The sequence below is a fragment of the Myxococcus xanthus genome (assembly GCF_013116825.1).
In the GTDB taxonomy this organism is placed as follows: domain Bacteria; phylum Myxococcota; class Myxococcia; order Myxococcales; family Myxococcaceae; genus Myxococcus; species Myxococcus xanthus_B.
This window is the reverse complement of the sequence record NZ_JABFNS010000115.1, coordinates 1-23181: the sequence shown is the minus strand read 5'-3', so window position 1 is coordinate 23181 and position 23181 is coordinate 1. Positions and strand designations below refer to the sequence as shown.

24 protein-coding genes and 1 pseudogene are annotated in these 23181 nt (G+C 64.1%); 18 read left to right on the top strand and 7 right to left on the bottom strand.

Translation table 11 applies throughout. The features are described from left to right. The first annotated feature begins 57 nt into the window (after positions 1-57). Positions 58-1107 (top strand): RelA/SpoT domain-containing protein, encoded by a 1050-nt coding sequence (locus HNV26_RS27785; RefSeq protein ID WP_171443255.1) that lies wholly within the window; start codon positions 58-60, stop codon positions 1105-1107. A gap of 51 nt (positions 1108-1158) precedes the next feature. On the opposite strand, the gene HNV26_RS27780 is transcribed toward HNV26_RS27785, so the two are convergent. From HNV26_RS27780 to HNV26_RS27760, 5 genes are all read right to left on the bottom strand, one after another. Beyond that, on the bottom strand, positions 1159-2907 hold the full coding sequence (locus HNV26_RS27780) for a DEAD/DEAH box helicase family protein (RefSeq protein ID WP_366817022.1): 1749 nt from the start codon (positions 2905-2907) through the stop codon (positions 1159-1161). Between the two features lie 65 nt (positions 2908-2972). Beyond that, complete coding sequence (locus tag HNV26_RS27775; protein WP_171443256.1) at positions 2973-4415, bottom strand: PD-(D/E)XK nuclease family protein; 1443 nt, start codon at positions 4413-4415, stop codon at positions 2973-2975. Continuing rightward, positions 4405-5202, bottom strand: coding sequence for a DNA-methyltransferase (locus HNV26_RS27770; RefSeq protein ID WP_171443257.1), 798 nt, complete (start codon positions 5200-5202; stop codon positions 4405-4407). The genes HNV26_RS27775 and HNV26_RS27770 overlap by 11 nt, the downstream gene beginning before the upstream one ends. 103 nt (positions 5203-5305) lie before the next feature. Further along, positions 5306-6628 carry a virulence-associated E family protein gene (locus tag HNV26_RS27765; protein WP_171443258.1) on the bottom strand — a complete coding sequence of 441 codons (1323 nt, stop codon included), beginning with the start codon at positions 6626-6628 and terminating at the stop codon, positions 5306-5308. Then, positions 6550-7668: a cyclin family protein gene (locus HNV26_RS27760; RefSeq protein ID WP_171443259.1), complete on the bottom strand. Its 1119-nt coding sequence runs from the start codon at positions 7666-7668 to the stop codon at positions 6550-6552. The genes HNV26_RS27765 and HNV26_RS27760 overlap by 79 nt, the downstream gene beginning before the upstream one ends. A gap of 554 nt (positions 7669-8222) precedes the next feature. On the opposite strand from HNV26_RS27760, the gene HNV26_RS27755 reads away from it, so the two are divergent. From HNV26_RS27755 to HNV26_RS27735, 5 genes are all read left to right on the top strand, one after another. Continuing rightward, positions 8223-9014 carry a sigma-70 family RNA polymerase sigma factor gene (locus HNV26_RS27755; RefSeq protein ID WP_171443260.1) on the top strand — a complete coding sequence of 264 codons (792 nt, stop codon included), beginning with the start codon at positions 8223-8225 and terminating at the stop codon, positions 9012-9014. Next, entirely contained in the window at positions 9014-9322 is a 309-nt protein-coding gene (locus HNV26_RS27750; protein ID WP_171443261.1) for a hypothetical protein, read from the top strand. The genes HNV26_RS27755 and HNV26_RS27750 overlap by 1 nt, the downstream gene beginning before the upstream one ends. 196 nt (positions 9323-9518) lie before the next feature. Next, positions 9519-9968, top strand: coding sequence for a hypothetical protein (locus tag HNV26_RS27745; protein ID WP_171443262.1), 450 nt, complete (start codon positions 9519-9521; stop codon positions 9966-9968). Continuing rightward, a complete protein-coding gene (locus HNV26_RS27740) occupies positions 9958-11397 on the top strand; it encodes a terminase large subunit domain-containing protein (RefSeq protein ID WP_253817116.1) in 1440 nt (479 codons plus the stop codon). The genes HNV26_RS27745 and HNV26_RS27740 overlap by 11 nt, the downstream gene beginning before the upstream one ends. 2 nt (positions 11398-11399) lie before the next feature. Then, complete coding sequence (locus HNV26_RS27735) at positions 11400-12677, top strand: phage portal protein (protein ID WP_253817115.1); 1278 nt, start codon at positions 11400-11402, stop codon at positions 12675-12677. A gap of 27 nt (positions 12678-12704) precedes the next feature. Here the strand turns inward: HNV26_RS27735 and HNV26_RS27730 are convergent, their stop codons facing one another. Then, a complete protein-coding gene (locus HNV26_RS27730) occupies positions 12705-14243 on the bottom strand; it encodes a metallophosphoesterase family protein (RefSeq protein WP_171443263.1) in 1539 nt (512 codons plus the stop codon). 865 nt (positions 14244-15108) lie between these two features. Between HNV26_RS27730 and HNV26_RS27725 the strand changes: the two genes are divergently transcribed. From HNV26_RS27725 to HNV26_RS27695, 7 genes are read left to right on the top strand one after another with little or no spacing between them, the layout of a single operon-like run. Next, positions 15109-16695: an IS1182 family transposase gene (locus tag HNV26_RS27725; RefSeq protein ID WP_171443264.1), complete on the top strand. Its 1587-nt coding sequence runs from the start codon at positions 15109-15111 to the stop codon at positions 16693-16695. Positions 16696-16716: 21 nt separating this feature from the next. After that, positions 16717-17094 carry an HK97 family phage prohead protease gene (locus tag HNV26_RS27720; RefSeq protein ID WP_366817018.1) on the top strand — a complete coding sequence of 126 codons (378 nt, stop codon included), beginning with the start codon at positions 16717-16719 and terminating at the stop codon, positions 17092-17094. Next, a complete protein-coding gene (locus HNV26_RS27715) occupies positions 17091-18194 on the top strand; it encodes a phage major capsid protein (protein WP_171443265.1) in 1104 nt (367 codons plus the stop codon). Before HNV26_RS27720 ends, HNV26_RS27715 begins: the two co-directional genes overlap by 4 nt. A gap of 27 nt (positions 18195-18221) precedes the next feature. Then, positions 18222-18665 carry a hypothetical protein gene (locus HNV26_RS27710; RefSeq protein WP_171443266.1) on the top strand — a complete coding sequence of 148 codons (444 nt, stop codon included), beginning with the start codon at positions 18222-18224 and terminating at the stop codon, positions 18663-18665. 4 nt (positions 18666-18669) lie between these two features. After that, the gene (locus HNV26_RS27705) at positions 18670-19335 is read left to right on the top strand and encodes a hypothetical protein (RefSeq protein ID WP_171443267.1); all 666 of its coding nucleotides are present in this window, start codon (positions 18670-18672) and stop codon (positions 19333-19335) included. Beyond that, positions 19335-19658 carry a hypothetical protein gene (locus HNV26_RS27700; protein ID WP_171443268.1) on the top strand — a complete coding sequence of 108 codons (324 nt, stop codon included), beginning with the start codon at positions 19335-19337 and terminating at the stop codon, positions 19656-19658. Before HNV26_RS27705 ends, HNV26_RS27700 begins: the two co-directional genes overlap by 1 nt. Next, the gene (locus HNV26_RS27695) at positions 19649-20086 is read left to right on the top strand and encodes a minor capsid protein (protein WP_366817016.1); all 438 of its coding nucleotides are present in this window, start codon (positions 19649-19651) and stop codon (positions 20084-20086) included. Before HNV26_RS27700 ends, HNV26_RS27695 begins: the two co-directional genes overlap by 10 nt. Positions 20087-20088: 2 nt before the next feature. Here the strand turns inward: HNV26_RS27695 and HNV26_RS27690 are convergent, their stop codons facing one another. After that, positions 20089-21144, bottom strand: coding sequence for a hypothetical protein (locus tag HNV26_RS27690; RefSeq protein ID WP_171443270.1), 1056 nt, complete (start codon positions 21142-21144; stop codon positions 20089-20091). Between the two features lie 154 nt (positions 21145-21298). On the opposite strand from HNV26_RS27690, the gene HNV26_RS27685 reads away from it, so the two are divergent. The 5 genes and pseudogenes from HNV26_RS27685 to HNV26_RS27665 all read left to right on the top strand — a co-directional run. Beyond that, entirely contained in the window at positions 21299-21712 is a 414-nt protein-coding gene (locus HNV26_RS27685) for a hypothetical protein (RefSeq protein WP_171443271.1), read from the top strand. 13 nt (positions 21713-21725) lie between these two features. Then, the gene (locus HNV26_RS27680) at positions 21726-22151 is read left to right on the top strand and encodes a phage tail tube protein (protein WP_171443272.1); all 426 of its coding nucleotides are present in this window, start codon (positions 21726-21728) and stop codon (positions 22149-22151) included. A gap of 37 nt (positions 22152-22188) precedes the next feature. After that, positions 22189-22572, top strand: coding sequence for a phage tail protein (locus HNV26_RS27675; protein WP_171443273.1), 384 nt, complete (start codon positions 22189-22191; stop codon positions 22570-22572). Continuing rightward, positions 22572-22769 carry a hypothetical protein gene (locus HNV26_RS27670; protein ID WP_171443274.1) on the top strand — a complete coding sequence of 66 codons (198 nt, stop codon included), beginning with the start codon at positions 22572-22574 and terminating at the stop codon, positions 22767-22769. Before HNV26_RS27675 ends, HNV26_RS27670 begins: the two co-directional genes overlap by 1 nt. A 3-nt stretch (positions 22770-22772) precedes the next feature. Further along, positions 22773-23181: pseudogene (locus tag HNV26_RS27665) on the top strand (hypothetical protein); the annotation flags it as partial.

Sequence of the window (23181 nt, the reverse complement as noted above, 5' to 3'; positions counted from 1 at the left end):
TCAGGGTGGTGTTGTTTGGATTGGCCTGTTCGTTGAAGAAGGCTTCATGTCGTTGACGTGCTGGATGATTGCATTGATGTCGGGGGTGAAATGATAACGTTCAAGGGGCAGCTTGGTCCGCAGGCTGAGTTCTTAAAGAAGTACAGCATCTCGGCAGAGAAGTTTAGTCAATCCCGCTTGGGATGGGATGTGTTGTCGGATATTTTCAGCGACTATGTCATCAAAAGGCCGCAGCTTCAGCCGACCCTTAATTACGTGCGAGAGCAGCTTGGTGCGGCGGCGGGGGTTCACTCCATCAAGGCACGCCTGAAGGAACCCGAGCATCTGATTGAGAAAATCATCAGAAAATCGATCGACAATCCAGATCTGGTGTTTTCCAAGGACAGTTACCGCAGTCTGGTGACAGATCTTGTCGGAATTCGAGTGCTTCATCTTTTCAAAGCCGATTGGGCCCCTGTTCATGACTTTATAGCTAGTCAATGGAGTCTTGCGGAATCTCCTGAGGCAAAAGTGCGCGAAGGAGACAATCCGGACTTCATTGCGAAGTTTGAGCAGCGTGGATGTAAGGTCAAGAAGACGTCTGCCGGGTACAGATCTGTTCATTATGTGATTGAGTCTAGCCCTAGTCGGGAGCGGCTGCTTGTCGAGATTCAGGTTAGAACCATCTTTGAGGAGGGATGGAGCGAGGTCGACCACTTGGTGCGATATCCTTACGGGACAGTGTCTCCAATAGTTGGTAGTTTTCTGGATGTGTTTAATCGGTTGGCGGGCGGTGCGGATGAGATGGCGTCGTTCATCAAGGCGCTAAGTGGGGAGATTCAAGAGTTGTCAAGCAAACACGAATTGGCTGCAAAGCAGCTAGGTAAGACTATTGATGAATTGAAGATTGCTTCTGCGGAAAAGATAAAGCTTCAGACGGAGCTCTCTGCCTTGAGGCCGTCAGCGGGAGAGGTGATTGGATATAATGCGAATCAGTGGCTGAATGAAATGATTCTCATGTTGAGGGACGACGGGCAGAATAGCCGTCTGGGGAATGAAGCGGCAGGCCTTTTGGGAAATGGGTTGGATAGAATAAAGCCCCCTAAGCCTAGGAAGGTAGGTAAGTGAGGCTGTGTTGCGGCAGTGTGATGCTTTGATGCGAGCGGAGGCAAATGAGCCTCAAGGCAATAGTTTCTGTGGCTGCCCTTCTGTCTGCTGAATGAACTGAGCCCTTTCCCTGGCAGTGGCGAATGCCTTAAAGTAGTCCTGCGTGTGGATGCACACGTCCACCTCGACTGATGGCGCCTGTTGGCCGGGACGATGCGTCCGTGCGAGGAACTGCTCCCACGTTGCTCCGTCCGAGGGAGGCGTCACTACGAGGTTTCGGGAGAACTGCTGGAGGTTCTTCCCGGTTGAGTGCGCTTTGATGCTCGCCACGACGGTGCGACTTCCCGTCTCCCGGAGGATGGCCTCGGACGCAGTCTTGCCCCCACCGTAGAACGGCACCCCCGCTGCTTTTGCGATGCGCTCGCCCATCTCCGGGTACTCGACCCAGACGATTCCCACTCGCGAGCGCGCCCACTCTGCCGCGTCCATCACGAGAAAGTCTGACATCCAAACGGCTTGGGGCTCTGGTTGCACGGCGTTATGAATCTCTGACCACTCCGACCATGTCCCCGCGTGCCACACGGGCTTGTCGCCCTCATAGGGCGGCGTCATGTGCGCGCGGATGGCTGCCTTGGTGAGTAGCCCCGGCGAATCCAGGTGCTCGCGGCGCTTCCCCTTGAGTTCCTCCCAGACTTCCTTGTTCCAGGCCTTGCGCCGCGCGAACCACTGCTCAATTAGCTCCGGAGGCTCGCCTCGTGGGTAGCGCCATCGATGGTAGAATCCTGCTGACAGTTGGCGGGCGCATGCCACGGCTTGGAGTTGCTCCTGGAACTGCTCCCCGTCCGGGCGCTCGCCCGCGTGCGCGAACTCGATGAGGGCGAGGAGTTGCGCGGGAACGGGGCCCGGGTAGCGCGGGCGGATGATGAGCTGCTTGTCCAGGGCGCTTTCTTCCGTAGCCACCACGCCCCGTGTCGCGTTGCGGCGGCGTTGGAAGCCCTCGCGCACGTGCTCTCCTGGCTCGCACAACCGATCCATCGCGCCAGGAGGGGCCACCACCTTGCCCGGGTCCAGGGCAGTTCCCCACTCCTCCACGACGTGGTGGGCCAGAGGCAGGGGCGAGCCCTCACCGAGCGCGAGCCGCGACAGATGCGCGTAATCCTTGATGCTCTTCGAGGCAAAGGTTCCGGAGAGCGCTACGAGGCGTGTCCGTGGATGCTTCTCGAAGTAACGGAGGAAGCGGCCCGTGCGCGCGGACCTCGGGTCCTTGAGGTTGTGGGCCTCGTTGAGGATGACTAGGTCCGGGCGTATGCGCTCCAGGAGGTCCGTGGCCTCCTGGTTGGAGAGCTTGTTGTATGTGACTACGTGGAGCACTGGCAGCCCCGCGCGGAACCAGCGGCCTCCCGCAAGATTGGGCAGGCGCCAATGCGCGCCGTAGTAGCCCCATTCAGCCTCGAATTGCGGCAGCAGGTTGGCGGGGATGAAGAGCACCGCCACACGGCAGCTCGGCATCACCATGGGCATGAGGAAGGTGGTCAGCTCCTTGCCGTGTCCCGTGCCAATGGGGCCGAGGATTCCACCGACGCGCGATGCCTCCAGTAGCGCCTGGGCTTGCACCCGCCGCAGTCGCGTAGGGCACGTGCGGGGAGGGGACATCGCCACGCAGCCGCAGGGCCCTGGTGGTGCGCGCAGTTGGGCCTCCAGGGCTTCGACATCCGTCTCCGAGTACGCGGTGGCGAGGTCACGCCGGGGGAGGGCGAGGATGCGGCTGAGATCCGCCGAGTAGCCCACGGGGGCGCGTCCGTAGACTGGGGCGCGCTCCACGGGGGGCGCAACGGACGGGGAGGGGGCGAGACCAAGCCTATCGAGCAGCCGCATCCCAGTTCCATTCATCGAGCCGCGCGCACGAAGTCACCCGGGCCGCACATGGGCTCCAGGGCTTCGACGGCGAGTTGCAGGAGTTCGGAGTGGGCAATGCCGAGGGCAGCGTATGTGCCGGGGGTGGGTGGCGTGTTGCGGATGGCCATGGCGAACGCGCCCTTCCACCGGCCGAAGCCCAGCGCGCTCTCGGAACCCGCGAAGCGCAAGTCCTCCACGCCTCCTGCCTCGCTCACCTGAGCGGCCACCTTGGCCACGTAGTCCGAGAGGGGCGCAGTGGGCAGGTTCGGCACGCAGTCCACGAAGAGACGCAGGCGCTCGCCCTGGGAGCTCGGTGTGGCCGGGAGAGATGGGGCTGCCTCCTGCTGGGGCGCGGGCTCAGTCGTGGCATGGGCCTTGGGCTTGCGCCCTCGACGCTTCGGCGCGGCATCCGGGGTGATGGTGGGCGACGCGGCGGGCGCGTCTGGAGGCAGCACCGCGGCGACCTCGGCACCAGGGCAAGAGACGTGCAACACCTCGCCCGAGCGGAGCTTGCTGGAGTTCTCGGGTGTCAGGGCCGCGTTGCACCGGCCGCACGTCCCCATCGGCTCGGGAGGCGGAGAGAGCGGGAGCTGCGCGACGACGTCGGGGACCTGGCTCTTCACCGCGAGGCGATTCATCAGCGACATGGTTCGTTCTCCTGAATGGCACTGCGTTTTGAAGGGGCACCCGCCGTACTTCTCGCAGGCGGGGCCGAAGCTGGGCGGGACGTCAGCGGCGCGCGTGGCGCGGGCTACTTCACGCATGCGGCGCACCATGGGGACGACTTTGTGCATCCACTCGCGGGTGACGTGCTCGCCGCTCACCACGGCCAGCACACTCTCGGCGCGCTTGGCGCCGCGCGTCTGGAAGTAGAGGTGCTCAAGCTCCAGCGTTTGCACGCCGGGGAAGCGCGCGGCAGAGTGGGCCGCCCAGACGCCGTAGCCCACCATCTGCAAGCCCGCCTCGGTGCTCGCGTCGGCCAGGTGCGCCGGCGTCGCCGCGTAGCGCGCCACGTTGGAGAGGAACTTGTGGTCCGTCACCCGCAGTACGCCCTCGGTGAGGCGACGCGGGTTGATGAGGTCGATGTATCCGGCGAAGGGAATGCCGTCCGCCGTCAGGGGGGACGGCGTCCCAAACGACTCCTCAACGAGCAGGTCCACTCCGGGCGCAGGGAGAAGGTGTCGGCCCGCGCGCGCCACGTCGCCCAGGACGTCTTCCCCCGTGCGCAGGTAGTGCTCCAGTTGAGCATGCCCCTCGACGCCCAGGGCTTGCGCCTTCGTCTCAGGCTCGGGCAGCCGCCTCACCTTGGCGAAGTACCAGCGGCGCGGGCACAGGCTGAATTGCTTCAGCTGCGACACCGAGAGGAAGTGGAGGATGCCCCCGTCCACGGCGCGACGGCGCTCGGGAGGGGAGGTGCTCGCGTCAGGCTGCATGCCGCTCTTCCGCAGCGATGAGCGTCTGCCGCGCCATGTCCTGGTAGGGGACATGTTGCTCGATGCCGACGACGGAGCGCCCCGCTTTCAGTGCGGCTGCGCCCACCGTGCCCGAGCCAATGAATGGGTCGAGGATGGTGTCGCCGGGACGGGTGATGTAGCGCACCCACCAGTCACAGAGCGCTTCAGGAGTCGCGGCGCCGTGGCCCTTCGCGCCGCCACTGGTGGCGCTGTTCGCGTTGGCAATCGGCAGGAGGTTGTACGGCGTGACGCCTCCTCGCTCGGCCACAATCTCCGCGATGCGCGCGTCCCTGATGGACAGTCCCGAGGGGGAGATTCGGCGCGCGCGGTCCGCCCTCTTGAGCTGCGCCATGGCCTCGGACGGCGTCCACAACACTTCGTCCTGGTTCCGGAAGCACTGGGGCGAACCCAACCAGACGCAGGCCTTGACGGATGGGCGCATGAGCCCGTTCTTCCGCTGGCAACTGCCTGTGGGCGGCGTGCTGATGTTCCACCACCAGACGTCTTGGACGAGATTCCACTCCCTCGCCGTCCAGGCCAGAAACTCGAAGAGCCAGGGACGCATCCTCCCGATGCGCTCGCTGTTGGGTTGCAGGACGAAGACGGCGGAGCCCGAGGGCTTGAGCACGCGGCGCACCTGCGCGACGACAGCGCGCATCAACTCGTGCCATGCCGATTCGGAGAGCCGCCCATAGGCGCGGTCAATCTCCGCGTAGGGCGGGTCGGTGATGATGGCGTCGAAGCACTCGTCGGGGAGTGACGCCATCACCTCGACGCAGTTTCCCGCGAAGAGCGCAGCGCGTTCCGTTTCGTAGAAAGGCCTCACACCGATTCTAATGGGGACACATTCCGCGACTGGCCCAGGGGCCCTACGCGTTGGGCGTCCTGGCGGAGGCGCCGAGTGCCATGGGGTTGATGCGCACCGTGCCTGGCCCTGTCGACTGGGGCGCGTTGCGGATGTTCTCCGGGGGCAGGTAGAGCCACGTCTGCACGCCGGCAATCCGCCGCTGAGTGCGCTGGAAGCCCAGGCGCCGCAGGGAGCGGCCGATGTCGAGGCGGACGCCGCGCGGAATCTGCCCCGGAGTTGTGAGGAGCAGCGCGTCGCGCGCCACCAGCTCCGTTGTTACCTCGGAGCGCTTCTCCGGAGGCAATCCCAGCACCCATTGCAGAATGGTGTCGTCGGGCCCGCCATCCGTTTCGCTGCGCTCCTGAGCGTGGACCTCCGCGCGTTGGGCGTGGTTCTCCGAGAGCCACCACTCCTCGCCCCGCTGGAAGCGAGCCACGGCCTCCGCCCAGAGCTGGCCCCTGTCCCGCTTCAAGCCGGCGATGTCGATGCACGTACAGCGCACGGGCCACCACCGCCGGTAGCCGCTCGAGTCCGCGCGCAGGTACTCGGAGGAATTGGTCGTCCCGACGAAGACGCACCTGCGCGGCGTCTTCACCGTGACGCGTCCATAGGGCGGGCGGTAGGTGTCCTCGTTGCGGGAGATGAAGGCCTTGAGGTCTTCCGCTTCGGACGCGCGCAGCGTCGTCACCTCGGCCAGCTCGATGTGCCAGTTCCGCCCCGCCAGGGCGGCGCTGTCTTTGTCCCGGATGTTGATGGGGGCATCGCAGAACCACTCCCCCGCGAGGACACGGAATGCGGTGGACTTTCGGATGCCCTGGGGCCCTTCGAGGATGAGCACCGTGTCCACCTTGCAGCCTGGCTCCAGGGCTCGGGCTACGGCGCTGATGAGCCATTTGCCGCTGATGGTGCGCAGGTGCTCAACGTCGCCCTGGGCGCCGAAGTAGCGCTCCAGCATGGTGTCCGCCCGAGGGATGCCGTCCCAGACGAGTCCCTCCAGGTAATCCCGCAGCGGGTCATAGGCACTCCTCGAGGCCACTTGCCGCAACACCTCCCGGACATGGGAAGGGCTCGGGTCCATGCCGAGGTGGCCGTACTCGCTTTGCTGAATCCAGAAGGCGATGTCTCCGTCCAACTCGTCAACGGGCGTGTCATCCGGCAGCGGCCCGCCCGAATACTCGATGTGCTTGGTGACTTCGTTGAAGCGGATGGTGCCCCGCCACTCGGGGGAGCGCGTCAACACCGTGTAGAGATTGGCCTCGCAGTTCTTCAGGCGCCTGGTTCCCTTCGTCTCGTAAGAGATGAGGGCTCGGGTCCAGGCGTTGTCCGAGTCCTCGTCGCCGGACACTGTCGTCTCGGATTTCGGTCGCCCCCTAGTGAAGTCCAGAGGGCCTCGTTGTCCGCGACGCGCTGGGTGTCACTCTGCTTCCGGCGCTCACGGTGCCTGCGCAGCTTGAGGAGGGCCTGCTGGCACAGGTGCTCGGTGCCCTCGCCCCAGGCCGTCGCGGCGAAGCAAGGGCGCAGCACCTCCAGAATGGCCTCCTCGGGCGCCTCCAGTGGCAGGACATAGGCCGCGCACGACATGAGCACGTTGAGGGTGTTGTCCTGCATGCCGGGCTCGGCGAGTGGCTCTCCGGCCAGCACACGGCGGATGAGGACGCGGTGCTCGGGCTTCCGGACGCGGCGCAGCTTGGCGCGTAGTTCGTAGAGGTCGGCAGGGCCATTCACGCTAGCGACAGCCGGGAGGTGCTGGACTGTGACGGCAGGGACTGGGCGTTGCGTGCCCAGCAGCGCGTCCACGTCGAGGGCGCGTCCATCGGTGGAGTTGGAGAAGGCCTCGTGCTCTCCCGAGTGGTTGGGGAGGAAGTAGATGCGCGAGAGGTTCCGCGTGTTGGGGTCCGCCGGCACCTCTAGCAGCTGCTCCGCGGCCTCCCGCATCCGAGGCCACTCGGAGGGCAGCACCGGGCGCGTCAAGGGGACGATGACACGCAGGCTGCTGTGTCCAGGCCGGTGGCCATGCGTCGTGTGGACAATGGCCGCGTACCCTTCGAGTCTTTCGGACGCCCTGGCAATCTGCTCGGAGGACACCCCATCCAAGTCGAAGACGGCCACCGTCACGGCGCGGACTTCGGCATCCTTGCGAAGCGGGCCAATGTCGACGGGGGCCCATGCGCGCTGGGCCAGCTTCGTAGGGCACCTGTGCCCGGCGCATGGGGCACAGGGCGTGACGGCATGCGTGGTGAGCAGTTGCTTCAGCTCGCCCCATGTCACCTCCCGCGACTGGGGCTTGGTGTCCTGGACGTTGTTGAAGAAGGCCACCTGGAGGCGGGCGGCCCCGGACTCGGGCGCGGTGCTTCCGGCAGGGGGCGGACTTGGACGAAGGCTCACGTCCACTCTTATGGGGACGCTTTCCGCGAGTGGCCCAGCGCCCGGCATCCAGGGGCGTCACCGACCTCGCCGTCCCCGTCACCTATTCTCCCTTATCTATCTTCTCGTATACATCCAGTGAGTCTCTGTATTGTCTTATGATACCTCATCTTCTTCACACCCTAAGTAGAGAAGAGTTAGTGACAGTGACGAAGGAAGGTGACGGCTGCTTCCGCTGGAGGTGTCGGCGTCGAATGCGGACCACTCGCGGAAAGCGTCCCCATTGAAGTGGGTGATGGCACTTCACCTCGTCGCTCCTCTCTTTCGGCATCACGTTCCCTGGTCCGCTCTGTCGCATGAGTCAGTGGCACTGCGTCCTCGGGCCACACCCCTGTCCGCGCGATGCCGGGCGTCGGCGCCCCGTGCGGATGTTTCAGTCTCATTCGGTGAGAGTCTGCTTTCTGCGAAGCAAACTTTGCTCAATGTGAATTGGCCGACGTCTTGCTCTGCGGCGCCGCTTTTTGTGTTTCAGCGGCGTGGCTCATCGCAAGTGAGCCATGCAGAAGGGGGAGCGAATGCACTGCCGTGTTGAGGGCGCGAGGCGCCGGGCCGAGCAGGGGAAGGGCCAGCGCACGCAGGCCTCGGAGGAGACGTCTCGGCGTCGAGACGCGCTGTCCGCCGAGGTGGAGGCCCTGGTGTCGGAGATTCACGCGCTGCGAGCCGAGGGCGCGACTTTCCGTGCGCGGCGGCAGTCGGGCGAGGTGCTGCGGCGCATGGAGCCCGCGTTGCGCACGCTGGCGCGTCGCTTCGCGAAGTCCCGGGGCTCGCTGGGCGAGGATGACCTGGTCCAGGTGGCGGGCATTGAAGTGCTCAAGGCACTGAACACCTACCGTCCCGAGAAGAAGGGGAGCCAATGCTTCGCGTCCTGGGCGACGTGGCGCGCGCGCCGCGTCCTGCTTGAGCATGTCCGTCTCCAGGCTTCCGATGTCCATCCCTCGGACGCGGCGCAGCGGGGGCGCACCCGGAGCGGCAAGGTAGAGTCGCCCGTGGATGTCATCAGCCGCGATGCACCCGAGGAGTCGCTGTCGGGCTCGGCAACAGAGGCCTACGACGCGGCCCTCGCGCTGGAGTACCTGACAGCGGAGGAGATGCTCTCGACGTACGAGCAAGTGGCACGCATGTACTACGCGCTCTTCGATTTGGCGCCGGAGCTGCGTGAGGTGGTGGCCCGTGTCCACGGCATCGGTCGCCCACGGCAAAGCGTGCGGGAGCTGGCGCGCGAGTGGAGCGTGGCGCGCTGGCGTCTCGACGCGTTGCTTGTGAGCGCGCGCCAGCAGCTGCGCCGCATGCTGGAGGAAGACGTCTGATGCCGATGCTCGTCGCCAGGAGGGGCGGACCGTGCGCGGCGTGTGGCCTGCCCATCCTGGAGGGCGAGCGAATTGGCTACACGCTGAAGACGGGAGCGCGTCACCTCGCGTGCGAGGACAGGGCGCCTGGGCTGCGTCGCAACAGGCACGCGGCTCGGTGCGCCCTGTGTGGCTTCCTGGTGCGGAAGGGCAGGGGACGGCTGGACGTGACGGAAACGTGCGAGGACGGTGCCTTCACGCGCGTCTGGCGGGTGTCCTGCGTGGACGTCGCGGCATGCGTCGCGCGCGTCGGCGGGGCTTCGGAGTGAGATCTTGTCCTACATGTAAAAAGGTAGGTCCGGACTTTGTGAGCCCCCCGGGTCGGGATTTTGGTCGCGCGGCCAAATCCTGGCTTGCTCGGAGGGGGCCCACGCTCGAAAAACTTTGAGAAAAAAGGCGGGTCCCCTCGATGTGTCGGGCGCAAGGCTCAAATCCTTCGCGCATCCGCCCCCATCCCCATGAGGAATGGCGCCTCCCTCCAAGCTGACACCTGAGTTGCAGGCCGAGATTTGCGGCCACCTGGAGCGCGGACTCTTCCGTCGCGCCGTGGCTGGCCTCGTGGGCGTGAGTGAGCAGACACTCTCCCGTTGGTTCCACCGTGGCGCCAACGAGCAGCGCGGCCTCTACCGGGACTTCCACCTCGCGGTGAGCGCGGCGGAAGCGAGATTCATGCAGTCCGCCACGGACATGCTGATGGCGGCGGCCTCGCACAACCCGAAGCACGTCCAGTGGCTTCTGTCCCGGCGCTTCCCGGAGTTGTACGGACGTCGGGACAACGTTGAGGCTCATGCCCCCGAGGACAAGGCGGCTGAAGAGCGCGCCCTTCGCGAACTGCTGATGGACCGGCTCGGGCGTCTTCTTCCCGAGTCTCAGGTCGACGCGGCGGGCGATGCAGGAGGCGAGCATGTCCCGTGAGGCTTCCACATCGGGGGCAGACCTCCGGGCGCGTGGGCCCTTCGCCGGGCTGATGGACTTGCTCTCCCCGGACGAGTCCCCCGCCACCTTCATGGTGAAGCAGGCGCGGACTCGCCAGGGGCTCGCGCGTCTCTTCGGCCGTCTCACCCATCCGGAAGTCGAGACGCTCGTTCATGACTTGGACTTTTGGGCACGCAAGGAGCAAGTGCCGCCGACCGCCTTCTCCACCTGCTTCATCATGGCGGGGAGGGGGTTCGGAAAGACGTGGAGCGGCGCACGGTGGGTGATTCAGAAGGCCCGCGAGGCGAAGACGATTGGCGCACTCATCGGTCCCACGGCGGCGGACGTGCGCGACACCATGATTCGCGGCTCCAGTGGGATTCTGGCGCTGTCGCCGCCGTGGTTCATGCCGGTGTACGAGCCCAGCAAGCGGCGGGTGACGTGGCCCAACGGCGTCTATGCCATCTGCTACTCGGCGGATAAGCCGGACCGGTTGCGCGGACCCAACTGCGGCTGGGCCTGGGGCGATGAGCCGGCCTCCTGGAAGCATGAGATGGCTGCGCTGGACCAGCTCCCCATGGTGCTGCGCATCGGCACCGCGGCGAATCCGCCCCAACTGCTGCTCACCGGAACGCCCCGTCCGTTGCGGAAGCTGGAGGACCTCCTCTTCTCCGACGCGGAGACGAAGGCGCTACGGCCAGGCGTGGTGCTGCGCACTGGCTCGTCGCTGGCCAACCGCGCGAACCTGGCGCCCAGCGCCGTGGCCACCATGCGGGCGTTGATGAACACGCGCTGGGGCCAGCAAGAGGTGCTTGGCAGGCTGCTGATGGACGTGCCGGGCGCCATCTTTGGTTCTGCGCGGTGGGGTCGCGTCGAGGCCGATGCTCACGAATATTCGAGGGCGTTGGAGCGGCGCATTGTCTCCGTGGACCCCGCGCCCACGAGTGAGACGGGCTCGGACGAGACGGGCATCATCGTCCAGGGCGTGAGAACCAGTCCGATTGTCGGGACGGATGGCTCATCCCTCAAGCGCGTTTCGGTGCTCAAGGACGCCAGCCTCCGGGGCTCGCCGCGGGAGTGGGCCGCCGCTGCCATCCGCGAGTACCTCGCCTTCGAGTGTGACGCCCTCGTAGCCGAGGTGAACTCGGGCGGGGAGATGGTGGAGACGACGATTCAGACGGTGGCCTCGGAGATGGGCGTCCACGTCAACGTGAAGCCAGTCCGCGCTCGCGAGGCGAAGAGCAAGCGGGCCGAGCCGGTGAGCGCTCTGGCAGAGACGGGGCGCATCGAGCTTGTAGGCGCTTTCCCGAAGCTGGAGACGCAGCTCTCCAAATTCAGCGGCGTCAATGGTCGCCGCGATGACCGCGTGGATGCACTGCTCTGGGGCGTCCACGAGTTGGTGTTCGCGGATTCCTTCTTCTGCTTGTGAGGATGGCGATGGGCTTCTGGGGACGGATGAAGGCGGCGGTGAGTCGCGAGCCGCGCAAGGGGACGGGGCTGGAACTGGCGCGCTGGCAGCAGGCGCCGCCGCGTCGAGGAACAGCGCAGCTCCTCGCCGCGTACCGGGAAATGCCGTGGCTGCGCGCATGCGTGGATGTGGTGGCCGACTCCGTGGCGGGAGTGCATTGGCGCGTCTACCGCCGCGTGCAGCGGGACGGGCAGCCCGTGAAGGACTACGCTCTGCGAAGCGCCACCCGTGAGGCACGCGCCGGGCGGCTGAAGGCGATGCTGGAGGCGGGCGAGGCGCAGGAAGTACCCGACCATCCCATTCTCAAGCTGCTGGCGGACCCCAATGACTTCCTGACCGGGCGCTCCGTGACGAAGCTCGTCCAGGTGTACCTGGACTTGGTGGGCGAGGCCTTCTTGGTGCTGGAGCGCGTGGGTGGGCATCCGGTGGGATTCTGGCCGGTGCCCCCGAACGCAGTCACTCGGATACCCGCGCTCGACCTGTCGCGCGAGCAACGTACGTACACCGTGACGGTGGGGAAGGTGTCGCGGGAGATTCCGGCTAGCGACGTGTTGCACCTGCGCAGTCCAGACCCTGAGGACCCGCTTGGGCGAGGTGTCGGCCCGGCCTTCTCGCTGGGTGACGAGTTGGACACTGACGAGTACGTGGCTCGGTTCCTCAAGAACTCCTTCTGGAACAACATGCTGCCGCCAGCCATCGCCTCGATTGAGGGACTCTCCGACGCGAACAGCGCGGGTGCGCGGGCTTTCAAGGAATCGCTGGCCAGAGAGCATCAAGGGCCGGACAAGGCGGGGAAGCTCCTCATTACCAGCGGGAAGGTGACGTTTGCCCGGCTGGATACGAGCTTCAAGGACATGCAGCTCGTGGAACTGCGTCGCTTCCTGATGGACTTCGTCCGGATGACGTTTCGGGTGCCTCCTGAAATCGTCGGGGATATCTCCAGCTCGAACAAGGCCACGGCCTTCGCTGCGCGGGAGAATCTTGCCGAGCAGACAACATTGCCACGCATGGAGTTCCTGCGAACCGAATATCAGATGCGGCTGATTCCGCTGCTGGGCGATGACGGGGCCATTCTTGACTACGACAGCCCTGTTCCAGCTGACCGCGAGCACCAGCTCCGCGTCATGGAAACCATGCCGGAGGCTTTCAGCTACAACGAGTGGCGAGAACTGGCTGGACTCCGACCGGACCCCAGTCGGCAGGGCTACCCACTCCCGTTGCCTGGTCAGACGACGGGCTAATAGAATCAGCCGCCACCGAGTTTGAATTTAAACATGAAAATCGAGGTGGTCAACCGGTGATGTTGCGGGACCGAAGCGAGTGTCTTTCTGCCAAGCACGGTCGCGCTGATCCTTTCGTCGGACCAAGACCCGTCCGCGACGTCCTCGGAGCGGAAATTGGATCACATGGTATTGGCGCGCAGTTGATTCTGGGCGCTGCCGTGGGCCCGCAACAAGCGAGCCGACTCCAATGCACGGTATTCCAACGATGCCGTCGCGACTGAAGTGAGAAATCTGCGTTTCATGGACATGGCCGTGCAGATACATCGCGGCTTGGCCGTCGAGGAGCCTCTCCAAACACCAACCCTCGACTCCGTCGTGCTGGTTTCTTAGGCGAATAGGGCCATGGTGCCCAACGGCAATGAATCGCTTGTTCGTGGATTGGGCTCGCTGGAGGCCGTCAATTAGAGCTGTTCGATCCACATGAGGCGTATCGGAGAAGTGGTGCATGCCAATGATCGTGTCAAGGGCGAGAATTCCGATAGGCAAATCTTTGGGTTCGATGAATTGGAACCGCTCCTGGGCAGTGGATGGGTAGATTTTTTTATAGAAGCGATGGTAACTGTCGCGGAAGTTAGAGATGGCTTGTTGCGCTGCTTCTTCCGTGGGCAAGATATATCCGTTGGGAACGACAACCAGTCCCGGTCTTTGTCTGCCATCATTTGGGACGTTGCCGCGAATTAGCTTGAAATTACCTGCGGAAGATGCCTTCCAGTTGATGTCATGATTTCCGGGGACGACAATAATTCTCTCTCGGACCCCTTTCATGAGTTTAATGGCAAGGTCGTCGAGGAATTGCTCGGCTTCCTTGAATTCATCTTCTGTTGCTTCTTGCGTTACGTCTCCGGACAAGACTATCAGATCGAAGGGGCCATCGTTGAAGGTTCTGATGGCGGTTAGTAGGTCGTTTAGGACTTCTGGATTGGAAACCTTTTCGTCACTTGTTCGGTGGAGGTCGGAGATGTGTAGGATCTTGATATAGTCCGTTGCGTCGTCAGGCGGTACTACGGAATGGAGTGTTGGTGTTTTATTCGTGGTGGTAGAGCCTGTAGTTGTAAAGCCTGTAGTTGGGAGGCCCAGGCTTTCGAACTTGGTTTTGAGTAGTGGGCTTGAGTCGGGAAACGTAATTGATATGAGCCTTTGTGATGCCTCAAGTACGCGCGGTTGGCCTCGGACGTGCTCTAGCGGGTCGGCCCCTTCTCCATGCGCGGCGAGAGCCTCGGCCGCCGCCAGGATGTTCTCAAGAAGCTCAATCGTAGTGCCAGCTACTAGATACTTGGCTTGCTCTGGATAGCTTGTCGCGAGAGACAGGCCGAGGCCTGATAGATTTTCAGTTCGATTAATCAGGGTCGACCATGCGGCATGTGCTCTTCCAAAAAGTTCGTCAAGGGCGTCTTTGGTGGCCTCTTTTCTAAGTTCGACGTTGAGGGCCAGTAGTGCCTCGGCGAACATGTTGGCGGCGTTTTGAGCCTCGGTCTTGGCGCTCCGAATTTCGGGCATTGCATTCAGCCAAAGAGGGCCTTCCATGGGTGGGCCTACTTTCGAGCTTGAGCTGCGAGTTGCGCGATTTGGCGTCGAAGTTCGGCATTCACGTCGGACGCGTATTTGTATGTGCCTGCTCGTGGGCAAAAGCGCTGAACGATTTCACCCGTTTCGCGATCATTGGGTTCGCGACTATTCGCTCGTACAAACTCGGAAATGGCATAGGTGATTAGGTTGAGCTGAGATTCAGTGGGCTCCTCGGGAGGAAGGCCATAGCGAATCTTCAAATAGTGTCCTAGTTCTCTCACTTGAAGCTCCTTTGAACCAAGTGCCTGCTCTGTGCTTTGAGTCAAACGTCAGCTAGATTAGGATATGGCAGGGAAGCGGTGGCGTCGAGAGCTTCTTGAGTACCAGAACCCCACTGGGTGGGGTATTTCTGCCTCACCAATGGCCCGAATGGTACGGGACCTGTCGCCATGCTTGTTGTTCCGTGCCACTCTGGGAAAGTGTCCCCATTAAGAGAGGTGCATGGTTACTCCTCTCTCTAGGGCCCGCCTCTTCACCGTCCTGAAGGACGCTCCTAATCCCTCCGAGGGTGCGCTGAGGCTCCACACCTTTCGCGCCAACGATGGCGACTTTGACCGCTACAACGACCGGTTGAGTGTCACTGGCTGGATGCTGGACGCCTTCAACGCCAACCCCGTCGTCCTCTACAACCATGATGACGGTTCCGGAGGGGTCTTTGGCACGGGGCGCAAGGACGTTCTCCCCATCGGCAAGGGGCGCGCCTACGTTCAGGGCGATGCCCTCCTAGAGCGCCGATCAGGTTACGGCGAGGGAGCAGGCAAGCGGCAGGAGATCGACGCGGGCTGTGGTCGCGTGGTCAGGTCGCCACCTTTGGAGGTGGCGCATGGAACGCTGGAAGCCGGCTGTGGAGCAGAGCGCACGGGAGCAGCGCCTGCTGAGGCTGGCGGGGAAGAGCAGGAAGCTTTTCGTCTTCCTGCGCGAGCATCGGCACGAGTTGTTCGACGAGGCCTTTCAGGACGAGCTCGAAGCGATGTACCGACAGACGGGCCAGGGCCAAGAGCCGCAGCCGCCCGCGATGATGTGCATGGCGCTGCTGGTGCAGGCCTACACGCAGGCCTCGGACGCCGAAGCCGTGTGCCTGTCGGGCACGGACAGCCGGTGGCGGATGGTGTTGGACCGACTCGGCGCGGATGAGGACGAGCCCGCCTTCTCCCAGGGCGGGCTGCAGCAATTCAGGGAGCGACTCATCGCGACCGAGATGGACCGTCGGCTGCTGGAGCGCACCGTCGAGGTGGCGAAGCGAACCAAGGGCTTCGACCCGAAGAAGACGCCGAAGACGCTGCGAGTGGGGGTCGACAGCCGCCCTCTGGAAGGGGCCGGGCGGGTTGAGGACACCATCAACCTGCTCGGCCACGCAGGCCGCAAGGTGGCCGAGAGCATGGCGCTCGTGCTCGGCACCGACGTCGAGGAGGTGTGTCAGCAGGCCGCTGCGCCATTGCTGATGGCCAGCAGTATCAAGGCCGGCCTCGACATCGACTGGAGCGCGCCCGACGCGAAGGTCGACGCACTCAATCGGCTCTGCCGACAGCTCGACCGCCTCATGGCCTGGGTGGCCAGGCAGTCGAAGTCGTGCGCCGCTGCTCCGCTGACGCGCTACATCGAAGCGCTCGCGCAGGTGAAGGCACAGGACCTCGAGCCGCGCCCCGAGGGCGGCGTGCGGATTCGACAGGGCGTGGCGGCCGACAGGTGCATCTCCATCGAGGACCCGGACATGCGCCACGGGCGCAAGAGCAAGAGCAAACGCTTCAATGGCTACAAGCAGCACATCGGCACCGACCTCGACACTGAGCTCGTGGTTGCCTGCGCCGTGACGCCAGCCAACCGCCCCGAAGAGGAGGCGACGGGCGCACTGCAAGAAGACATGGCCCACCAAGAGCTCTTCCCCGACGTCCTCCTCATCGACAGGGCGTACCTCAACAGCTCAATGACCGAAGACGTGCTGACCAGCGGTGGCGACGTCGTCTGCCGTCCGTGGCGAGGAGTCAGCGCGAAGCCCGGACTCTTCGGCAAGCGTGACTTCAAAGTGAACATCCGCGACGGCACCCTCACGTGCCCTGCTGGCGAGGTGGAGCCCTTCGAGCCCGGCGCCGTCGTGCAATTCGACCCGGAAGCCTGCGGGCCGTGCAAGCTGCGCGCGAGTTGTACCCAGGCGGCGTCCGGCAGGGGGCGCAGCGTCACGATGGGCGACGACGAGCGGCTCCAGAAGCGCCTTCGCTCACGTCTGCAGTCGCGCGCGGGCCGCGCACAACTCCGCGAGCGTGTCGGTGTCGAGCATCGCCTGGCGCATCTCGCCAACCGCCAGGGGCCGAAGGCCCGTTATCGAGGCACGCGCCGCAACCTCTTTGATCTCAGGCGCCTCGCGGCCGTCCAAAACCTTGAGGTTGCCGCGCGCTACCTGCGCGCGGCGTGACCCAACCTGTTCGACGCTCTAGTGGACGTCGAGTTCGACCAAGAAGACGACTTCGCCCGGAAGGTAGAGAGCAAGGTCTCTCGGGGCATCCTGAATGCCGTCTCGGTGCGCTACCTCATGCACCGCTACCACGAGAACGAGCGCGGCGGATTCGACTGCGAGCAACAGGAGCTTCTCGAAATCTCCGTCGTCACGATTCCGGGTAACCAGCGTGCGGTGCGCGTGAAGGAGCTGGCCGACGAGCGCGCCGCCTTCATCCAGGACATGGCCAAGGCCGTTGTCGTCGCGCTGGACGCGCGCGAACAGCGCCGGGCCGTGCCCCCTCCCTCCCCGGACGTCAACGCCCTGGCCAAGCACACGGCGGAGGCCCTCTTGCAGCACCTCAAGGAGACTCGATGACCCCCGAGCAGATGCAGGAAATGGCGAAGTCGCTCGGCCCGCTGGTGGCCGCGCAGTTGATGGAGCAGGCCAAGGGGCAGCGTGACGGGCTGGCGAGCCTCATGGGCGCCAAGGCCCAGGTCGAGGACAACCAGGTCCCCAGCATCCTGACGAGCATGAACGGATTCGGCGCGTACCTGAAGGCCGTGGTGAACGCTGGCCGCAACCCGACTCGTGAGGCGGTGCTGGAGCAGGCCAAGCGCTTCGGCGGGGCCGACGTCCAGAAGGCGGTGCAGGAGAGCGTGTTCAGCTCGGCGGGCGTCCTGGTGCCGGTGCAGGAAGCGGGGGAGATGATTGAGTTCCTCCGTCCGGACTCCGTCGTCCTGGCGCTGGGGGCCCGTACCGTACCCTTCAAGGGGGAGCTGCACTTCGGGAAGAAGACGGGCAGCGTCACCTTCAAGTGGATTGGCGAGGGGGAGAAGGTGGAGAAGAGCCAGCCCTCCTACGGCAAGGTGGTGCTCAAGGCCCACAAGGCCATGATTCTCGCCGACATCTCCAACGACTTGCTGCGTAACCCTGCGGTGGGAGACGCGGGTGTGGCCGAGGACTTCCGCGAGGCGGCTGCGGACGGCATGGACGACGCGGCCCTCAACGGGGATGGCCAAGGCCCCAACCCCAAGGGCGTGCTGGCTCAGATGGATACCTCGCACTCGAAGGCCCGGAGCGGGACGAGCGCAGACCATTACCTGGCCGACGTGGACGGCATGGTGGAGGACGTCCTCAAGGCCAACATCAAGCTGCGCCGCCCTGGCTTCCTACTGCACCCGACGCGGGAAACGGCGCTGCTGGGGCTGAAGGACGGAGGGACGTGGATTTTCCGGGACGAGATGCTCAACCGGGGCACGCTGCGCGGCTTCCCCTACAAGGCCTCAACGCGGATTGCACCGAGCCGCATCCTCTTCGGGACGTGGGACCAGTTGCTCTACGGCGTGGACACGGAGTTGGTGCTGTCCGAGCACGACGTCCGTGCGGAGTACGACGAGACGACGCTGCGGGGCATTTGCCGGGGTGACTTCAAGCTGCGGCACGACAAGGCCTTCTCGGAGCGCAAGGGCTACTGAGACCGCGGCCTCTTCAGGAGACACGACATGCATGCGAACACGCAGGACTTCCAAGTCTTCTACAAGGCCGTTGGGGTTGCAGGTGGCGCGCTCACGGCTGGTGGCACGGGTGATGCCGTCGAGGTGACGAGCGACGCGGTGGACCGTAACGGCTTCGACTCCGCGCAGCTTCTCTTTACCGGGCGCACCACCTGCGCGGCGGAACAGACGCTCAAGGCCACGGTGAAGCTCGCCGAGTCCGAGGACGGAACGGCTTTCGGCGCGGACGAGACGCTGGCTTCGGATGAGACAGTGGTGGTGGGTGGCGCTGCGCCCCAGAGCTTCTGCTTCCGGGTGGATTTGCGCGTCGCCAACCGCAAGCGCTTCTTGCTGCTGAAGGTGACGCCGGACCTCTCGGCGGTAGGGACAGACACGGCGCAGTGGGGCGCGGCTCTTGTCCTCGGCGGCGCGGACGAATTCCCGGTGCGGTGAGCCCATGCCTTCCCCTGCGGACCTGTGTCTTGCCTCCACGGTGGCGGACGACTTGGGCGTCCCGGTGTCGTCGCGCCTGGAGGCTCTCGTATCCGCTGCAAGCCGAGCCGTGGCGGGGTGCTGCGGCCGGGTGTTCGAGCGGGGCGAAGGCCTTGTCGAATATCCGGCGGGCTATGGGCGCCCGCTTCTTCTCCTGGAGCGTCCGCCCATCCTGGCGGTGTCTGGAGTTTGGGAGATGGGGATCCAGGTCCCTATCGAGGAGTACGAAAGTCCGGGCAAGCTGGCCGACGCGGGCATGGTGAGGCGCAAACGCGGTGTGTGGCGGATGACGGCTCGCATAGCGGGCCGGATTACGGAAACGCTCGGAGACTTCGACGGGGCGGGCGGTGAGGACGGAATCCGCGTCGTCTATGACGGGGGCTTCGTCACCCCGGGACAGCAGGCGCTCGACGGGGCACTGGTGGTGACGTTGCCCGAGGACATCCAGGAAGCCGCTGTCCTCACTGCTGTTCAGCTCTATCGCTCGCGTGGCGTTGACGCCATGGTGGCCAGCGAGTCCATTGGTGACTGGTCCGTGAGCTACTTCGCCGCGAAGGCAGAAGGGAAGAGTCCCATTCCGGGCACCGCGCAGGCCCTCCTCACTCCCTACGTCTTTCATCGGGTGAGCTGATGGCATCGCCTTCGGACCGGTTCCATCAGATCATCTCTTACGCTCTGGTGCTGGGGCGGGATGTCCATGGCAAGCCCGTGCTGGGACATGGCTGCACCGCGAGGGCGCGTGTTCAGCCGAGCCGGCGACTCATACGTGACGCGGGAGGCAACGAGCACCTCGCCTCGCACGTCGTGTACACAGATGCGCCGCTGACGCTGCAACATCGCCTCTGGCTGCCAGGGGAGGACACGGCCGACTTCAACCGTGCGCGTCGTCCAGCAGCGGTGGATGAGTTGGTGGACGGCTCAGGTGCGGTGAGCTTCCGCAAGGTGTGGCTGTGAGCCGCGACCTCGCGGCCGAGTTGGCTGCGGTGTTGGAATCGGCGGGGTTGGGGCTGGCTCGTCCACCGGTCCCGGGTGCCAACCTTTTCACTGCGCCCATGCCCGAAGCGGATGGAGACGTTCCGGATGGAGCTGTGTCGCTGGTGGTGACGGGCGGCGCTGGGCCTTTGCCTTACCTGGGGCCAAGGCGGGCGGCGTACTTGTCGCCCGGGTGTCAGGTGCGCATCCGCTCGGCTCGCGAGGACTTCCAGGGCGGGCAGCAACTCGCGCACTCCCTCTTCGAGGTTCTCCACCAGACGCCCTACGTGCCGAGCGTCACCGTGCGTGCCGAGGAGAGCGTGCCGGTGTATCTGGGGACAGACACGACGGACAGACATCGCTGGATACTAAATATTGCGTTGCGATATCTGAACGTGCTTGGTGTTTAGGTTCATTTGGGACTGGTGATGCGTTGGGCTTGAAGGAGGTAGTAGAATTCGCTGCGCTTCATCTTTTGGTCTTTCTCGATTTCCGCATCACGTAGGTCCACGAGTTCTCCGAGTGCAAATGTGAGTGCCGTGGCAATTTGTAGATTGGTTGGAAGAGCAGAGAATGAGAGCGCGAGGCTGGGGATCATCATTGCATATTTGGCTGCCTTTTTGTGCCATGGTCTTTTAGGGGACTTTATGAATCCCCTGAGTTCTTCGATGGCAGGGGCGACAGTTGTTTCCGCCATGAAACGAGCGGCCTGTTGAACGTCTGCTAGCTTGGCGTCAGAGTGAATGGCTGCATTTAGCTCCTTTGAGAGCTTAAGCATCGCGGCCCTGAAAGATTTTGTATGAGGACGCGACTCGATCCTGAACTCTGCCAGTTCCTGCGGCGCGAGTGTGGGGATTTCGGGCAGAACAAGCTTCATGCTTTCTATGGTTAGTATTGTTGATAGAAGCTTTGCGTTGTTCTTCGGAGAGACTCCTCCGAGGCCGGGGACAGGAAGAGTTGGATCGTCGTTAATTAGTGGGATTTGGTTTTTTGATGCGAATATGAGTGCGTTTGCTGGGTAGTAGAGCCATCCTGGAAATCGGATGACATCTGTCTTGCTTCCCGGGATGCCTTTAGCGTAACCGGTTTCGAGGCGTGGGAAGAAATTCGGTGGAGGCGGGCCAAAAACGAGACGCTCCAACTCCATGGCGATCGCCTCTGCGCCTTTGTCTACCTTTCCGAAGGTGTCCTCATTTGATGCAGTGAATATACATAGATCTTCTACGTGCTTCTTATGGGGTGCGAAGTCTAGGCATTGAATGAGCTGTGCGGTTGATATGTCTATTTGGACGCCGGAACGTTTGATTCGTTCGATCTCTCGGTGGATTGCGTCTTGATCCAGGTCGGAACTTGGAAAATGGACTCCCGGAAAGTAGACTCGATCGAAAATGAGTCCCAGAAGGGTGAGAGTTGCGGGACTCTTTGGGACTTGCTGGGAGTAGTAGACTGCGTCGAGGGAGCTTTCCATTGAGACTCCTTCCCTGGTGGATTGTGGTGCTGCCTGTTTCGAGGACATTGCTCTAATTAGCTTGGGCGATGTTGGTCCTCCAATCAAGACCCGCACGCGCTTGGCGTGAACCGGGCGGAGCCATTCGCGGAAAGCGTCCCCATAGAAGTAGGTGATGGCTGTCCGAGTTAAAGTCGACGTCGTGAAGTTGGCGCGCCTCCGCCGCGCCCCTGCCGAGGTGCTGCGCGCGCTGGACGTGCCTTGCCGGGACGTTGCTCGGCTCGCCCTCGACTACTCCCTGTTCCTGGTGCCGGTGGGCAAGGATGGGACCGACGGACACCTCCGGGACACAGCCTTCCTCGACGGACCGCGCCACAACCTCGGCCCGCACCTGTCCACCACCTGGACGGCGGGTTACGCACACCCTGCCGCTGGCCCCATTCATGAGGGCTGGCATTGGGGCGAGCAGATTTTCAATCCGCCCTCGCACTTCCTCCGCAAGTCCTTCAGGCGAGCCCGGGGCAGCGCACGACGCCGCGTTGCCGCCGTCCTCCAGGAATTCCTTGCTCGCCGTTTTCCAACTCGCTGACAGAGGTCCCCCCATGCCCGAACCCAGAGAGGCCTTCTTCGACAAGCTTTATCTCCGCGCGACAGACACCGCGCCTGAAGAGGAGGACGCGCTGGACGGCGTCACGGAGGCTCCAGTCAACCGCGCCAAGGACACCGTCGACGCCAACTACTTCGGTGGGGATGGCTACAAGCGCAGCAAGGGCACCCTCAAGTCCTTCACCATTCCGCTGGCGGGCCACGTCTTCCGAGGCAGTGCGCCGCAGAAGGTGCTGCAAGACGCCTTCGAGTCCGACGCGACGGTGTTTTTCACCGTGATTGAGGATGAGACGGCGCCCCAGGGAAGCCAGGGCCACCGCTACCCGGTGAAGGTGTCTTCCTACGAGGAAGGCCGCAGTGCGACGGACGTCGTCACCTTCTCGGCCACTCTCACCGGCCAGGGCGCGCCCGTAGCGGTGTAGCCCGCCTTCCCATTCACCTTCATTTCAGGAGACTGCCATGTCCGCACCCGCCACGCACCGCAAGCCCCTGGGCACCCGCCGCGCCCTGCACAAGCGCGTCACCCTCGACGGCGCCGACTACGACATTTGCCTCCCCACCTTGGGCGAGAAGTTGGACGTCCTATCGGCCTCGCGCGCTGCCGGGGAGTTGAGTGAGGGCCGCCAGCCCGTGGACGAGTCAGCGGGGATGATGATGATGGCCCGCATTGCCGTCTGCTGCGTCTACTTCCCGGGCACCGCCACGCGCGTCTTCACCGAGGCGGACGTGGCAGCGGTGAAGAACGAGCCCTGGCTGGAGGACGTGCAGAACGAGCTCGCCGCGGCTTTCGCGGGGCCGACGCTGGAGACTGCGAAGGGAAACTCCGAAGCCACCCCGAGTTGATGGCCCTGCATGGGGTGGTGAAGTTGACGGGCCAGCCTCCAGAGGCGGTGCGTGGGTGGGCCTGGGAGGACGTCGTCCACCTGCTGGCCCTCTGCGACTTGGAGGCGGACGAACTGCGTGCGGGCCGTCCCTGGGCCACGCCCCAGGCCAATGGCCAGACAGTGACGACGGTTTTCAGGAAGCGTCCGAAGAGGTGAGGCATGGCTGGCGGCGGGCTGAAGGTGGGGGACTTGTACGTGGCGGTGACGGCCTCCATTGGCGAGGCCATGGCCAACCTCGGCAAGCTGGTGAAGGGTGTGGAGGACGCGGCCAAAGAGGTGAAGAAGAAGGCGGGGGACGTCGCGAAGCTGGGCGCGGTGGTGGCGGCGGGCCTGGCGGGAGCGGTGGCCGCTGCTTCCCAGTCCAACGCGGCCATGGCGCAGCAGGTGGAGCGGATGACAGCCCTCCTTTACACGCTGGCCGCTGACGTGGGAGACGCGCTGCTTCCGGTGGTGACGCAGGTGGCAGACGGCGTGGATCGCATGGTGGCCCGCTTCCAGTCCCTCGCCTCAGAGGTGCGGGCGTCCGCCCTGGACATGGCCGTTTGGGTGGCGGGGGCAGGGCTGGCCC

What these genes read in the sequence shown, in the direction of transcription:
- HNV26_RS27775 (WP_171443256.1), bottom strand. Translation starts at nt 4,415, where the DNA reads ATGCAGCCTGACGCGAGCACCTCCCCTCCCGAGCGCCGTCGCGCCGTG.
- HNV26_RS27770 (WP_171443257.1), bottom strand. Translation starts at nt 5,202, where the DNA reads ATGGCGTCACTCCCCGACGAGTGCTTCGACGCCATCATCACCGACCCG.
- HNV26_RS27755 (WP_171443260.1), top strand. Translation starts at nt 8,223, where the DNA reads ATGCACTGCCGTGTTGAGGGCGCGAGGCGCCGGGCCGAGCAGGGGAAG.
- HNV26_RS27750 (WP_171443261.1), top strand. Translation starts at nt 9,014, where the DNA reads ATGCCGATGCTCGTCGCCAGGAGGGGCGGACCGTGCGCGGCGTGTGGC.
- HNV26_RS27745 (WP_171443262.1), top strand. Translation starts at nt 9,519, where the DNA reads ATGGCGCCTCCCTCCAAGCTGACACCTGAGTTGCAGGCCGAGATTTGC.
- HNV26_RS27740 (WP_253817116.1), top strand. Translation starts at nt 9,958, where the DNA reads ATGTCCCGTGAGGCTTCCACATCGGGGGCAGACCTCCGGGCGCGTGGG.
- HNV26_RS27735 (WP_253817115.1), top strand. Translation starts at nt 11,400, where the DNA reads ATGGCGATGGGCTTCTGGGGACGGATGAAGGCGGCGGTGAGTCGCGAG.
- HNV26_RS27730 (WP_171443263.1), bottom strand. Translation starts at nt 14,243, where the DNA reads ATGGAAGGCCCTCTTTGGCTGAATGCAATGCCCGAAATTCGGAGCGCC.
- HNV26_RS27725 (WP_171443264.1), top strand. Translation starts at nt 15,109, where the DNA reads ATGGAACGCTGGAAGCCGGCTGTGGAGCAGAGCGCACGGGAGCAGCGC.
- HNV26_RS27715 (WP_171443265.1), top strand. Translation starts at nt 17,091, where the DNA reads ATGACCCCCGAGCAGATGCAGGAAATGGCGAAGTCGCTCGGCCCGCTG.
- HNV26_RS27710 (WP_171443266.1), top strand. Translation starts at nt 18,222, where the DNA reads ATGCATGCGAACACGCAGGACTTCCAAGTCTTCTACAAGGCCGTTGGG.
- HNV26_RS27705 (WP_171443267.1), top strand. Translation starts at nt 18,670, where the DNA reads ATGCCTTCCCCTGCGGACCTGTGTCTTGCCTCCACGGTGGCGGACGAC.
- HNV26_RS27700 (WP_171443268.1), top strand. Translation starts at nt 19,335, where the DNA reads ATGGCATCGCCTTCGGACCGGTTCCATCAGATCATCTCTTACGCTCTG.
- HNV26_RS27690 (WP_171443270.1), bottom strand. Translation starts at nt 21,144, where the DNA reads ATGGAAAGCTCCCTCGACGCAGTCTACTACTCCCAGCAAGTCCCAAAG.
- HNV26_RS27685 (WP_171443271.1), top strand. Translation starts at nt 21,299, where the DNA reads ATGGCTGTCCGAGTTAAAGTCGACGTCGTGAAGTTGGCGCGCCTCCGC.
- HNV26_RS27680 (WP_171443272.1), top strand. Translation starts at nt 21,726, where the DNA reads ATGCCCGAACCCAGAGAGGCCTTCTTCGACAAGCTTTATCTCCGCGCG.
- HNV26_RS27675 (WP_171443273.1), top strand. Translation starts at nt 22,189, where the DNA reads ATGTCCGCACCCGCCACGCACCGCAAGCCCCTGGGCACCCGCCGCGCC.
- HNV26_RS27670 (WP_171443274.1), top strand. Translation starts at nt 22,572, where the DNA reads ATGGCCCTGCATGGGGTGGTGAAGTTGACGGGCCAGCCTCCAGAGGCG.